Annotated in this window: 13 protein-coding genes; 7 read left to right on the top strand and 6 right to left on the bottom strand. The window is 41.1% G+C overall.

The window, feature by feature from the left end; translation table 11 throughout:
* Nucleotides 1-2 precede the first annotated feature (2 nt).
* The gene (gene gltS, locus Q4591_RS14520) at nucleotides 3-1,226 is read right to left on the bottom strand and encodes a sodium/glutamate symporter (RefSeq protein ID WP_076538815.1); all 1,224 of its coding nucleotides are present in this window, start codon (nucleotides 1,224-1,226) and stop codon (nucleotides 3-5) included.
* Between the two features lie 567 nt (nucleotides 1,227-1,793).
* Nucleotides 1,794-2,003 (bottom strand): molybdopterin-binding protein, encoded by a 210-nt coding sequence (locus tag Q4591_RS14515; protein ID WP_076538818.1) that lies wholly within the window; start codon nucleotides 2,001-2,003, stop codon nucleotides 1,794-1,796.
* A 462-nt stretch (nucleotides 2,004-2,465) separates the two neighbouring features.
* Here Q4591_RS14515 and Q4591_RS14510 point away from each other — a divergent pair, with 462 nt between their 5' ends.
* On the top strand, nucleotides 2,466-3,674 hold the full coding sequence (locus tag Q4591_RS14510) for a tetratricopeptide repeat protein (protein ID WP_303461629.1): 1,209 nt from the start codon (nucleotides 2,466-2,468) through the stop codon (nucleotides 3,672-3,674).
* 74 nt (nucleotides 3,675-3,748) lie between these two features.
* Here the strand turns inward: Q4591_RS14510 and Q4591_RS14505 are convergent, their stop codons facing one another.
* Nucleotides 3,749-4,756 carry a class I SAM-dependent rRNA methyltransferase gene (locus Q4591_RS14505; protein ID WP_303461627.1) on the bottom strand — a complete coding sequence of 336 codons (1,008 nt, stop codon included), beginning with the start codon at nucleotides 4,754-4,756 and terminating at the stop codon, nucleotides 3,749-3,751.
* Between the two features lie 442 nt (nucleotides 4,757-5,198).
* Here Q4591_RS14505 and Q4591_RS14500 point away from each other — a divergent pair, with 442 nt between their 5' ends.
* Nucleotides 5,199-7,157 carry a tetratricopeptide repeat-containing diguanylate cyclase gene (locus Q4591_RS14500; protein WP_303461625.1) on the top strand — a complete coding sequence of 653 codons (1,959 nt, stop codon included), beginning with the start codon at nucleotides 5,199-5,201 and terminating at the stop codon, nucleotides 7,155-7,157.
* A gap of 1 nt (nucleotide 7,158) precedes the next feature.
* Here Q4591_RS14500 and Q4591_RS14495 read toward each other — a convergent pair whose 3' ends face one another.
* The 3 genes from Q4591_RS14495 to arfB form a co-directional block, all read right to left on the bottom strand.
* Entirely contained in the window at nucleotides 7,159-7,551 is a 393-nt protein-coding gene (locus Q4591_RS14495; protein WP_303461622.1) for a DUF3859 domain-containing protein, read from the bottom strand.
* 37 nt (nucleotides 7,552-7,588) lie between these two features.
* Nucleotides 7,589-8,032, bottom strand: coding sequence for a type II 3-dehydroquinate dehydratase (aroQ, locus tag Q4591_RS14490; protein ID WP_076538836.1), 444 nt, complete (start codon nucleotides 8,030-8,032; stop codon nucleotides 7,589-7,591).
* 129 nt (nucleotides 8,033-8,161) lie between these two features.
* On the bottom strand, nucleotides 8,162-8,578 hold the full coding sequence (gene arfB, locus Q4591_RS14485) for an alternative ribosome rescue aminoacyl-tRNA hydrolase ArfB (RefSeq protein ID WP_076538839.1): 417 nt from the start codon (nucleotides 8,576-8,578) through the stop codon (nucleotides 8,162-8,164).
* 172 nt (nucleotides 8,579-8,750) lie between these two features.
* Between arfB and Q4591_RS14480 the strand changes: the two genes are divergently transcribed.
* From Q4591_RS14480 to Q4591_RS14460, 5 genes are all read left to right on the top strand, one after another.
* A complete protein-coding gene (locus tag Q4591_RS14480; protein ID WP_102437635.1) occupies nucleotides 8,751-9,104 on the top strand; it encodes an STAS/SEC14 domain-containing protein in 354 nt (117 codons plus the stop codon).
* A 34-nt stretch (nucleotides 9,105-9,138) separates the two neighbouring features.
* A complete protein-coding gene (locus Q4591_RS14475) occupies nucleotides 9,139-9,324 on the top strand; it encodes a DUF3012 domain-containing protein (protein WP_102476524.1) in 186 nt (61 codons plus the stop codon).
* A gap of 158 nt (nucleotides 9,325-9,482) precedes the next feature.
* On the top strand, nucleotides 9,483-9,893 hold the full coding sequence (locus tag Q4591_RS14470) for a hypothetical protein (protein ID WP_241903494.1): 411 nt from the start codon (nucleotides 9,483-9,485) through the stop codon (nucleotides 9,891-9,893).
* Nucleotides 9,894-10,118: 225 nt separating this feature from the next.
* Nucleotides 10,119-11,486 (top strand): TolC family protein, encoded by a 1,368-nt coding sequence (locus Q4591_RS14465; RefSeq protein WP_241903495.1) that lies wholly within the window; start codon nucleotides 10,119-10,121, stop codon nucleotides 11,484-11,486.
* 162 nt (nucleotides 11,487-11,648) lie between these two features.
* A complete protein-coding gene (locus tag Q4591_RS14460; protein WP_241903496.1) occupies nucleotides 11,649-12,998 on the top strand; it encodes an efflux RND transporter periplasmic adaptor subunit in 1,350 nt (449 codons plus the stop codon).
* Nucleotides 12,999-13,004 lie beyond the last annotated feature (6 nt).

The following is a 13,004-nucleotide window of genomic DNA, read 5'->3' as shown; positions in this document are numbered from 1 at the left end:
CGCTAGCCCATAAAGCTTAAATAGCCTTGCAAGATAATGGCATTCACAATATCAATAAAGAATGCCCCTACAATAGGCACTACCATAAAGGCTTGTGGCGACGGACCTGTACGTGAAACTAATGCGCCCATGTTCATTACCGCAGTTGGGGTTGCGCCCATACCAAAACCACAATGACCACCAGCCATCACTGCAGCGTCATAGTTTGAGCCCATTAATCTAAAGGTAACAAAGTAGGCAAACACCGCTAAAATAGCCGCTTGAGACACTAAGATGATTAATAGCGGTACCGCTAAATCAAATATTTCCCACAGCTTAAGGTTCATTAGCGCCATCGCTAAGAACAGTGACAAGGACACAGTACCTAAAATATCAACACATTCACTGTTGATTTTGTAGCCGCGACTCAACTCAGTGGCGTTGGTGATGACCACGCCAAAGAATAAGGCATAAACAAAGTCAGGCATTTTTAACCATGCAATATCCATGGAGCTAACAAATTTGCCGAACCACTTAGCCCCAGCCACACATAGCAGCAGAATGAATAGCACTTCTAAAATTTTCTTACCGGTAACGCGATCAATTTCTAATTGGTCATAGGTTACTAAGTCAGGATGATCTACGTGATGATTACCACCCACACCATATGAAGAAACAAGGTTATGTTTATTGATAAGGCGCTGGGCAACTGGACCACCAATAATACCGCCCATGACTAGACCAAAGGTGGCCGCTGCCATGGCAAACTCTAAAGTATTAATACCATAGTTGTCTTGGAAGGTTTGCGCCCAAGCAGCACCCGTGCCGTGACCACCTGATAAGGTAATTGAACCAGCGATTAAGCCCATTATCGGCTCTAGCCCTAAAGCGCTGGCTAAGCTAACGCCCACCGCATTTTGAATAATGATATATAAAGATGCAATGCCTAAAAAGACAATGACCTTAGTACCGCCTTTCATTAATAGCTTATAACTTGCCGCTAACCCCACGGTACTGAAAAACATCAGCATCAAGGTATTTTGCATTGAAAGAGTAAATTCTAAACTGATTTTGTTGAAGTGTAATATGGTGATTACGCCTGCAACGATAAGTCCACCCACGATGGGTTCTGGGATATTATATTTTCTGAAAGAAGGTACGTGTCGATTAATTGTATGGCCAATGAATAGTACCAAAATTGCCACGAGGAAAGATTCAAGCTCTCCAATAGAATAAACAGTATTCATGGAACTCCTTTTGTTTTGCACTGAATGAGTTACACAATGTGATTAGATATCACAATTAGATATGCATAAATATTTTGCTTTAATTTATTAGTTATATTGATTATAGAGGAACTTAGCGGTAAATATCATGGGGATTGCCTTAAAAGGCCAAGTGTCGTTCATTTGTTGAGCTGATTTAACAAGTTATTAAAAGCTAAACCCTTGATGTTAATTGTAAAGGTGGTTTTGTTAGCTTAATTGCACTGCTTATGTTGTGAATTTGCAGGTGGAGAATCTGAGTTTTGAGGAATAAAAAGTCACTTTAGTGACTGTATCTGGCTCTGTTTAAGATAAATAATTGCCGCTAGACTCAATCAAAGCAGATTACATAGTATGTTTTATGGTGTGTGCTATTTATTCTAAAACTGAAAAATTGCTCATTGGAGTGGTTTGCCGATGCTGATGTTTATAGATATATGAGCGAAATGAAAGGAAGTTCATTTCGCTCATATATCGCTGGCTAAAGCGGGCGAATAGGTACTTTTATGTACTTTAAATAAACCTGTAACAGCCAAATGGTAAAGGGTATTAATCAACAGCAACCATGACATTACTGGCTTTAATAATCGCGTAAGCATTGCCGCCCACGGTTAAGCCAAGTTGCTGACAAGACTTTTTAGTGACTACTGATGTGATCTCAACTCCTGGTGCAAGTTCAATGACCACTTCATTGTTTACAGAACCCTCTTCGATTGAGGTGATTTTACCAACCAGTGAATTACGAGCGCTGATTTTCATAATATTTAAATTTCCTATTAATGAGTCAATATGCTGATATTAATTATAAAAATAAGGTATTTATAATTTTTAAAGCGAAATGTATGGCTCGTTCCACTGTGCGTAAAAATGAACCATGAGCCTAAGTTTAATTGATAAATTCAATTTTGCTTGTTCAGAGGTTAACTTTTGCGAGGGATAAGCGCGAAGAAATAGTAAAACTTAATGGGTTAAACGATGAGCGTTATTAAGGGTAAATAATTATAGGGCTTAAGGTGAAATGCTCAATTAATCAAGTACTTACACTTAAGGTGGTAAGTACTAGACGTCATCAAGTATAGGCTTCCTTTATCAGGATTGGGCTAATGAATGTATTTGTCTCATATCAAAATCATGTTAGCTTAATTTTTACACATGTGAGTCGCTACATGTGCTGAGTGATTAAGTTGAGTGAAGATATGCTTAAGGAGAAGGGTTTACAGGATGTTTATCAAACAAGAGATATACCGATTTAGTATCGTTGTCATCAGTCTATTGAGCTTATCTGCGTGCAGTTCAATGTCCCAAAAAAACTTATCAGTTGATGTGAAAATGCCTGCTGCGAGTAGTTTACTCCAACTTCAAGCCAGCAAATATACTGTGCCATCCATTGAGAGTTTGACTCAACTAACACCGATACAAGAGCGGGAGTTATTGGCGTTTATTGCCGATGAAGAAATTGCTGCTTTACCCAATAGAAAAAAAGTGAGTCAATTTATTGGTCAAAAAATGGTTAATTTTAACTATGAAGGTTCAAACTTTAATGCCAGTGATGCGTGGTTAAATAAATCTGGTAATTGTATGTCTCTAGCTATGTTGACCTATGGCGTCGCAAAATTCTTAAATGTTAAAGCTGTTTTTCAAGTAGTGCATAGTGCGCCCCTTGCGACCGTCATCACCAAGGATTTGATGGTGTCATCGGATCATGTCCGTACCTTTCTTTATGAGGTTGATAGCAGTGATTCAAAATCAAATTTATATCTATATGGCGGAGAGTTCTCTGTGATTGATTACTTTCCTGATCGTAACGACCGCAATGGTGGCGTGGTATCAGACAGTCAATTTTTAGCCATGTTTTACCGTAATTTAGCTGCTGATGCCTTATTGGATGATAAGCTTGAATTAGCTTTTGCGTTAATGCAAAAAGGCCTGTCATTAGCACCGGATTATGTACCCTTGATTAATATGATGGCAGTAGTACACCGCCGTATTGAAGCCTATGATATTGCCGAAGCCTATTATCAGTATGGTTTGCAATTTAAGCCTAACTCACTAAGTCTATTAAGTAATTACAGCTTTGTTCTGAATTCTCAAGGTCGAATAGATGAAGCGCAGAGTATTAGTCAGCAATTATTGGATCTGGAAAATGAAAGCCCTTATGGCTGGTATAGCATGGGAATAGAAGCGTTAGCGTTAAAAGATTACCGAGCAGCAGAGATATTCTTTAGAAAATTCATCAAAAATAGCCCTTATTTCCATCAGGCCTATTATGAGTTAGCCAAGGCGCTCAATGCACAGGGAAAACCCTATGCAGCTAAGCAGAGCTTGAAAGAGGCGTTGACGTTAACATCCCTAGGGGAAAACCAGCAGAAATATTTAGCCAAACTCAATTGGTTAAACTCAGTTGCTAGAAAAGGGCTTGCTGAGCAGTAGGTTATTACGATTTAAAAAGAAAAAGCCAGCTTGCATCATAGAGGTCAGCTGGCTTTTTTATCATTATGAATTAATTAATCAATAGTTAGTGCGACAATCTTAAGGGGATGGTTGTCATCAAAAGAAGGGAAGTCTTCATGGCAATTTAACCATTCAATTGAGCTGACACTGCGGTCTTGTTTTTCAACACAGCGCACTAAGCTGTTGAGCCAGGCTTGTCGTTCCACTTTGGCGACATTGTTACAGCACACTATGGTGCCACCACTTTTTGTTGTTAGCATTGCAGGCTTAAATAAACCTTGGTAATCATTAATCAGATCAACGGTGCCAAATGGGCTTTTTGCAAAACGTGGCGGATCTAAAAATACCAAATCAAATTGAGTCGCAGCTAACTTAGGGTACTTAGGTAATTTTTGCCCGCGGCGGCCACCAACCTTAAGACCAGCTAATTGACGCAGCGCAGGAAAGGCATCGCTTTGAATGAACTCACAAGTATCTGCTACCTCATTGAGCTCAGCATTCTTTTGGCCTGCAGCCAAAGCAAATGATGAGAAATCCACATTAACTGCCCGAGTTGCACCGCCCATGGCTGCTGCAGTGCCAATACCGCAAGTGTATGAAAATAGGTTTAGCACGGTTTTGCCTTGGCTATTGGCTCTTACATATTCTCTACCGATACGCATATCGAGAAACAATAACGGGTCTTGGCCTTCATGGCGTAATTTTGAGGTGAACTTGATGCCATTTTCTTGGATAACTTGCTCTGAACAGGCAAAGTCATTGAAGTCATCAGCAAGATTATTTTCAATGCGTGAATTACGTTTAGCACGGTCATTGTAGATAATAGGTAACTCAAGATGTGCGTTAAGGATTTCGGTTATTTGCGTAAGTTGTTGCTCAGTTAAGGTCTGATGGAATGTTTGAATGAGCCACGCATTACCATAACGGTCAATATTAAGCCCATTTTCGCCTTCAACAGTGCCATGAAATACCCGAAAACAATCGGTTTGTTGAAGCGCCGCTTGTTGAAAAAATTCAGCGCGTTGATTAATGGCGTGAGTAAGAGAAGACTGCAATGACATAGTTGTGCTCGTTAGCATGAAAAGGCAAAAACAGATTATACCAAGCTTATAGCGGCTTGTCGGTATGTGTTAGAGCTTGTAAGTGAGCTTTTATTGACTCGCCACATTTTACAGTAGCAACAAGCACTGATAATACGCTTACAATTTACTATTCAAAAGTAACAAATTGTAGCTTAGCCCTATGTTTTAATTGAATTTGGCGACTTGCTGTAAGTAAATATGTTATCTTTTATATACTGTAAATGTATGAAATTAATAACAATAGTTTTTTATATCGTGATTACCGAGCTACATAGCAGATAATGCTTTTGGGGCTTGTTGGCTCACCTATGTTGCCGTTAAATTTAGACTTTACCGTGACGGTTATTAGCTTTAGTTATGCCAACTGTTTTTTATTCGATTTACTCATCCGACACATTCAGTCTAAAACGACGAGGTTCATTTGAATCATCTGCTGCGCCATTCACTATTACCCGTATTATTGCTTTTTTTTTGCGGTATTTTTTCGACCGCAGCAACTGCAGCAAAGCCGCCAGTTTTCGATTTATTAGATGAGATTGCCAGCATTGAACACGGGCCGCAATTAACGGCGTTATATCTTGGGGCTGATAAAGACCCTGAAGGCACCTTAACGGCTTTAGAGCAACTAAAATCCCAAGGTGTTATCGATGGTAATGACTATTTTAAAACCATTTATTATCTGATCCTTTATAACGTTCAATTTGTACTGTCTGATGTTGAGGCGGCAGAAAAAACCACTAAAACCTTATATCAATTTGGCCTAGATAGCGGCCAAGACTGGATTGTGGCCGAAGGCCTAACCATTAAAGGCACCTTGGCGGCGAGAAAAAGTGAAGGTAAAAAAGCGCTGCGACTGATAGAGCAAGCGATCAGCTTAGCCGAACAACTTCATTATGACCGCTTACTGGCTCGTGCACTTAATATACGAGGCATAATTCACTCACGTAGTTTAGCTTATGAATTAGCGATTGAGGATTATCAAAGAGCGATTAAACTGGCTGAAACCACCAATAATAGCGATTTTGTATTTAAGTTATATTCAAATATATCAGTGCTTTATTCTATGGTTGAAGATTGGCCTAGCGCGATTGAATACAATAAAAAAGCCACTGAGTTATATCTTAAAAGTGATAATGTCAGCTTTGAGTACTTAGTGATCCTATACAGTAATGCTAGTAACAATATGCTAGAAATTAATGATATAGAAGCGGCGACCCAATACAGTGAAAAAAGCATTGCCGTGGCACGGGAGTCCAATAATAACCAGCTTATTGTCAACGCCTTAATGACCCAGACCCACTTATTAATTAGTCAGCAACTCTTTGCTGAGGCTGAGCCAGTGGCAATGGAATGTGTTGAGCTCGCGAAGCAAGTGCATGATCAATTACCTTATAACGAATGCTTAATGGGTCTCGGCGAGGTCAGTTTATTTAAGGGTGATAGCGCCACTGCTGGTGATTATGCCAACAATGCCATGGCAGGGCTTAAGGCCATTGATAACCAAGACTCACTATTAAAGTCCTATGAATTATTGGCGCGAGTCTATCAAGCACAGCAGCGATACCCTGAGGCCATTGAGCAATTAACCACTTATTATGAAGGCACCCAAAAGCTGCTTTTCAATCAGCGTGAAGAACAGTTATTTGCCTTAAAAGCCTTGTATGAAGGCCAGCTTCAAGATGAAAAAATTGCCTTATTAACCGCAGAAAATGAACTGAAGGCCGCCACACTTGATAAAAAAGAGCTACAAGAAAGAATATGGTTGTTAGCTTTGGCTATTTTAGCTATTGGCTTAGTGTTATTAATTAGACGTTACTTTTTAAGTGAAAAGAACATCGATAGCCTGCGAACATCAAATAAAAGTTTGTATAAAGCTTCAAATAACGATCAACTCACAGGACTACACAACCGCCGCTATATCGAGCACTTTATTCATCATGAGCTAACCGCATTTCCGAATGCTTATTATTGTATGTTGATGATTGACTGCGATAACTTTAAAAAAGTGAACGATAATTATGGTCATGATACTGGGGATATCGTGCTCACAGAAGTGGCCAAGCGTTTATCGAACAGCATTCGTAAAGGGGATGTATTAGTACGATGGGGCGGTGAAGAGTTTATTATATTATTGCAAGTTGACGAAGCCGACCCCACCTCTCTGGATGAAGTGTTAAGCCGTTTTAATCAGGCTATTAGCACTGAAGCCGTTATAACTCCAGCTGCTGATTTAGTGGTGACAGTATCGATTGGCGCAAGTCGACCGACAACAGCCAAAAGGCTAGTCGAAGAGTGGGATTCAATCCTCAAACTTGCCGATACCGCGTTATACCAAGCTAAACAAGCTGGACGCAATTGCGCGGTTATTGCGGAAAAATAACTTATTCAGGCAAATGCACTTTAAAGGTTTTATCGGCGATAACTTTGCCGTTTAGCTCTAGGGTCATGCGCCAGTTGCCGACTTTGTTGTCAATTGGCGCCCAAATACAGTCTCCAAGGTAAAACTTCCAATCGTTTTCTTTGATGTACACTTCACCATCGAAAGGCGCTTGAATATTGCCTTCTGCATCGGGAATATCGGGGTGATAAATACAGTAACCTAACACTTGATTTTTGGCTTTGCGAATACGGGGGACAAAGCCAAATTCAATGTCTATTTCAGCAGGCACATGTACGGTGGCTTTTAAAAATCTTGGCAGTTCATCACTATCAGAATCCCATTGACTGAAAATCCCCGCTTGAATAATACAGACATCTGCTTTTAATTTACTCATGTCTTGGTGATCTCTATAGCTAACGCTAGTCCTTTCTTTAATCCTTGCTCAGCTGGCTAATAGCGGCTTGCATTGCAAACTCATAGCCCTGAATGCCTAAGCCGCAAATTACCCCGACCGCTTTATCTGATAAATAAGAATGATGTCTAAAAGGCTCGCGAGCATGAACATTTGAAATATGGACTTCAATAAACGGAATATTCACCCCAAGCAGTGCATCGCGCAGGGCGACACTGGTGTGGGTAAAGGCGGCAGGATTGATCACAATAAACTTGGCATCAGTGGCATGAATCGCATTGATAAGTGCATGTTCGGCATTAGACTGGATATGATCAAAGTCTAATTCGGCACCATGGGCTTGAGACTGACACTTTGCCACAATGGTGTCTAAGTTATCGCTGCCATAAAGGCCTGGCTCACGACGGCCTAATAAATTTAAATTAGGGCCATTAACTAGTAAAATCTTGGCTTTGGGCGTCATGCACTTTCCTTAAAATTGCTACTGATGAGTATTGATAATACCGAATAAGGTTAATTTATCATGTAATTATTGCCATAAGTGGATAAATTTTCATGGCTGTATTAAGGCGAGTTTGAAAACGATTGCAGCTTAATAATCAGATTTGTTTTTTCGTAGCGCTTTCGTAGCGCCGCGTTGCTTTTTGGCATCGACTCTGCGGCGTTGACTGCCTTTAGTCGCTTTGGTGGCAATACGTTTTTTTTGCACTATACCGACACTTTTTACTAGCTCAATAAACTGCTCTAATGCCAGCTGACGATTAAAATCTTGGCTGCGGCTTTGTTGGCATTTTATGATCACTTTACCGCTCTTAGTAATGCGATGATCGGCTTTGGCTAATAGCTTTTGCTGATAAAACTCAGGTAGCGATGACTGACGTATGTCAAAAATAATCTGCGCTGCAGTGGAAACTTTATTAATGTGCTGCCCACCAGCGCCGCTTGAACGGATAAATTGCCATTCAATTTCATTATCTTCGATGCTGACGCTGTTGGTTATCTTGATCATTATATGATTCTACTTTTTACCATTTACTTGGGTCTATTTAAGGGGGCTGATTCGAGTTTATTGTTTGTTACCACTTGAGTTTAACAAACTTTTGTTTAGTACTGCGGATAAGATTTGTTACTATCAATAATTATCTAGAAACTAGGCCACATTGACCGTTTGGAGTTGCTTTATGTTGTGCCAAATCCCCGATATCGCTAAAGGCGTTATTAGCTTATTCGTTAGTGGGCGTTTATCTACCCAAGACTATCGCACTCAACTACAACCTTTAATCACAGACTATCGCGAGCAAACTGGTAAGGTTTTCTTATACATAGAGGCGGACGTGTTACTTGAAGGTTGGGATGTCAGCTCCTTGTCTGGGGGCGATAAAGTGCAATTACCCCATTTTGATGCATTAGTGTTTGTCGGTGGCCCTGACTGGGTAGGCAATGCGGTTAATTTACTGGGTCCTTTCATGCAAGGTGAGGTGGCTTGGTTTCCATTAGAGCAAAAACAGCAAGCCATAGCCTGGCTACAACAATAATTTATTTGATTAACCATTCAGGGAATTAGAAAGTATGTCATTAACTCAATCATCTTCAAAAATAGCGGCAGTATTAAGCGCAGGTTTATTAATTATCGGTCTAAGTGCCTGTTCACCAGAAGTAGGCAGTGAGGCGTGGTGTAAGCAAATGAAAGAAAAACCTAGCGGTGATTGGACTGCTAATGAAGCGGCTGATTATGCGAAGCATTGTGTATTTTAATTGATTTTTTAGCATGATAATTTGTGATCTAAGTATTGCTTGATGAATTTAATGGTCGCGAGTGGTGAACTTTCAGTTACACTCGCAGTCATATTTACCGATTCAGTTACACAACTTAATCGCTAAGATTTAATCACTCAGAACCACTAAGGTACGCTTTGCACTCATTGGTCGTTATTCAAAAATATGCCAAGTATATGATCGCCGTTATGTTACTGCAGTTTTTCAGTACTAACTTTGGCGGGCATCAACTGCATCTTGGAGAAAGCGAACAAGAAGACGTAAATCATTCACATTTGGTTTTTTCTGCCCCAGTAGATATTTGTGATAAGAATGATGTTGATAGTTTATTTGCCGTAGCAGACCATCAACATGCGACCAATGATAATACTCAAAACCAAAGCTATGAGCTTTGTTTAGATTGTCAGTGTCACGGTGGTTCAGCCACTGCCATTGGCATTGTGGCTAATCTGCTGCCAAGTATTCCCTTTTCTGAATCACCAAAAACCTTCATTGAAGATTACTTACCGCCTGAATCTCGTCTAAGTTACCGCCCCCCTATCGCATAAATCCTTTTTGATTTTTATGTGATTAATATTATTTCTCACCATTATCTAATTTGTATCAATTCAGCTCAGTAGTGCCATCTAGTCTTTATTGGCTAAATGAGAAACTGTGTATGTGTCTGTCGCTTTTAGCAGTACTAACACACTGAACTTAGATAATTTTTTACTGAAAAATATTAATCGTAAATTTGACAATAGCGTTTCAGTTAATACTGAAATCTAGGATTTATGATGAGAAAAACCCTCATTGCGACTGCAATTGCGATACCGCTATTTGCAGCTAACGCGCATAGTTCGACACCTGATGTCGACAAAAATATTGGCTCTAATGGGAGTCTCGCGGCACTAACGCAATCACAAACAGCAGTTCATTCAAGTGTGAATGTGTGGCTCCCCGAGTTAATGACGCAATTTGAGCAACTGCCTGAGGTGAGAGCCCAGAAAGTGTTGATGAAGCAAACTAAGCTGGCGTTAACTTCGGCAGATAATGCCATTTATAATCCAGAGCTTGGCTTGGATTATCAAAACGCCCCCGGTGATGACACTTACTCAATCGCAGTGAGTCAAACCATTGATTGGAGTGATAAACGCGGTGAAGCGGTTCGAGTGGCACAGTTAGAATCTGAAATGGTGCTAGCGTCAATTGAACTTAACCGCAGTCAGTTATTATCGCAGCAGTTACTGGCATTGGCTAACCTACAACAGAATCAGAAATTGTTGGCATTTAATCAGCAGCAATTTGATTCAGCCCAAAGGCAATTAGCGCTTGCTAAACAGCGTGCTGAAGTGGGCGATATCTCAATGGTTGAGCTGCAACTGATGCAATTGGATGTGGCCAATAATGCTGCTGACTTAGCGATTGCAGAGCAAGAAATGCTCAACGCAGAAACTGCCGTTTATGGCCTATTAGGGCCAATATTATTTTCAAACCCATCTCAATCTGCTGAAGTCATGACCCATAATTTACTGAATATTGACTACCTTGCCTTAGCTAAAATTCCGAGTTTTCAATCGGTATCGCCGCAATTGCCAGCATTAAAAAGTGCTTATCAACAAGTGATGCTCACCAAGCTGACAGTAAACCAAATGAAAGCTGATCTCGCTGAAGACCCAAGCATTAGCTTAAGTGCTGAGCGCGAAGGCAGTGACAATAAGTTTGCTGTTGGTGTCTCAATTCCATTGCAAATTCGCAATAACTACAGTGATGCAATCGCCACCGCCAGCGAAGATATTAGCATCGCAGAGCAAGCTTATTTAGTGGAAGAGCGACTCATGCAGCAGCAATGGATGCAATTTAATCGAGCGGTGCCGCGGTTGTTACAACGATATCAGCAGTGGGAGGATTTGGTGCAAAAATCAGGTCAGGCTGCATCCTCTGCTTTATCGACGCAATGGCGTAGTGGCGATATTGCCACCAGCGACTATTTGCAAAGTCAGCAGCAAATGAGCAGTAGCTACATTGCCGGCTTAAGGCTGGAGGCAAGCTTGTATGAAAATTGGCTTGCTTGGATGGGCAATAGTGGTCAGCTTGAGCAAATATTGCGTGAGCAATTGACCTCAAGGGATATGACCCAATCACTAAAAATAGCCAATTAAACCCACTATATTAGTTACTGAATATTAAGCATTCTTATGTTGTTGATTGACGTTTATGAACCGATAAACAGTCGCAAATGAACGCTATCGCAAAGCGTTATCAATAACCGCTTTTATATCAGTAAACCCCCGCAATAACTGCGGGACACATAGGTAATAAAGATGAAAAATATGCAACTAAATCCTTCTACACAGGCGATTTATCAATTTAAATCGGATGACATAAGTGCGACCTACTCAAACCGTCTCAAAGGTGGTTTTTTAAGAAGTATTAGCTTTGGGTTATTGATGGCTGTGACTGTTGGTATGGCTGTTGGTATGAGCGGATGTGTTTACGCTAATACGGATGCTGCACAGGCAAATATCCACAGCAGTGAAGAGCATGCTGCAGAAGCTCATGTGACAGAAGAGCAGGCTCCTGAAAATAATGAACCCCAAGATGAAAAAGGCGTAACTGAGACAGCTGCAGCTCTAGTCGAAAAAAGTAATGACACAGTCGATGATCACAGTGATGAAGCGCTGGTATTAAGCGAACAGCAACAACAACTTGCTGGTATTAATGTTGTCAGCCTCAGTGCTGGCACGTTTAATTTAGATGATGTTGCTACTGCCACATTGATTGTCGATCGCGATCGCACCATGACCATAGCGCCGCAATTAGATGTCAGAGTATTAAAGCGCCACGTCGTACCGGGGCAAGAAGTGACTCTAGGACAAGTACTGTTGACCTTAGGGGGGGTCGCAGTTGCGCAAGCTCAGGCTGATTATATTACAGCGGCCGCTGAGTTGAGCCGAGTAAATCGCATGAATAAGAATACCGTAACGGCCAGTCGGCGCTTACTGGCTCAAGTTCAAGCCGAGTTAACCCGAGCAAACCTTGAAGCAATTAAAATGTCGCCTGAACAGATAGTGGCGTTAACTTCAAAGCCGAGTGAAATAGGTAGTTTCAAATTACTGGCACCCATTAGTGGCCGTGTTCAACAAGATGTCGCCATGTTAGGGCAAGTATCTGCAGGCGGTGCGCCATTAATGCAGTTAACTGATGAGTCGCACTTATGGGTTGAAGCGCAACTGTCAGCTATACAAGCTGATGGTATTGAATCTGGCGATAAAGCCATGGTAAAGGTGGGCAAGGTCTCGATTGAAGGCACGATTATTGGTCGTTCGCATGAACTCAACCCGATTACACGTACCGAGCAAGTGCTTGTCAGTATCAATAATACTGAGTACGGCTTGCATGCAGGGCAATTTGCCGAATTATATTTACCTAATGCGCTTAATGGCGGTGTGGTGTTACCCGACGCAGCACTAACTCGCGGCGGTGATGGAGATTGGCAGGTGTTTATTCAAGTTGAGGATGGCTTTGAAGCGGTAGAAGTTGAAGTCGTTGAACGTCAACGTGGCATGAACATGGTTACCGGACTGGCACCAAACAGTCAGGTAGTGATTAGCGGTGCTTTCCTGTTGGCATCTGAATTGGCGAAAGCCGGTTTTGATATCCACAACCACTAGGAAGGA

The sequence above is a fragment of the Shewanella sp. 3_MG-2023 genome, from assembly GCF_030548765.1.
In the GTDB taxonomy this organism is placed as follows: Bacteria; Pseudomonadota; Gammaproteobacteria; order Enterobacterales; family Shewanellaceae; genus Shewanella.
This window is presented reverse-complemented; position numbering and strand designations above follow the sequence as displayed.

Excerpts from the sequence above, each read along its gene's own strand:
- aroQ (WP_076538836.1), bottom strand. The coding sequence starts at position 8,032 with ATGACGCCCAAAGCCAAGATTTTACTAGTTAATGGCCCTAATTTAAAT.
- Q4591_RS14475 (WP_102476524.1), top strand. The coding sequence starts at position 9,139 with ATGTCATTAACTCAATCATCTTCAAAAATAGCGGCAGTATTAAGCGCA.
- Q4591_RS14510 (WP_303461629.1), top strand. The coding sequence starts at position 2,466 with ATGTTTATCAAACAAGAGATATACCGATTTAGTATCGTTGTCATCAGT.
- arfB (WP_076538839.1), bottom strand. The coding sequence starts at position 8,578 with ATGATCAAGATAACCAACAGCGTCAGCATCGAAGATAATGAAATTGAA.
- Q4591_RS14460 (WP_241903496.1), top strand. The coding sequence starts at position 11,649 with ATGAAAAATATGCAACTAAATCCTTCTACACAGGCGATTTATCAATTT.
- gltS (WP_076538815.1), bottom strand. The coding sequence starts at position 1,226 with ATGAATACTGTTTATTCTATTGGAGAGCTTGAATCTTTCCTCGTGGCA.
- Q4591_RS14480 (WP_102437635.1), top strand. The coding sequence starts at position 8,751 with ATGTTGTGCCAAATCCCCGATATCGCTAAAGGCGTTATTAGCTTATTC.
- Q4591_RS14515 (WP_076538818.1), bottom strand. The coding sequence starts at position 2,003 with ATGAAAATCAGCGCTCGTAATTCACTGGTTGGTAAAATCACCTCAATC.
- Q4591_RS14495 (WP_303461622.1), bottom strand. The coding sequence starts at position 7,551 with ATGAGTAAATTAAAAGCAGATGTCTGTATTATTCAAGCGGGGATTTTC.
- Q4591_RS14465 (WP_241903495.1), top strand. The coding sequence starts at position 10,119 with ATGATGAGAAAAACCCTCATTGCGACTGCAATTGCGATACCGCTATTT.
- Q4591_RS14505 (WP_303461627.1), bottom strand. The coding sequence starts at position 4,756 with ATGTCATTGCAGTCTTCTCTTACTCACGCCATTAATCAACGCGCTGAA.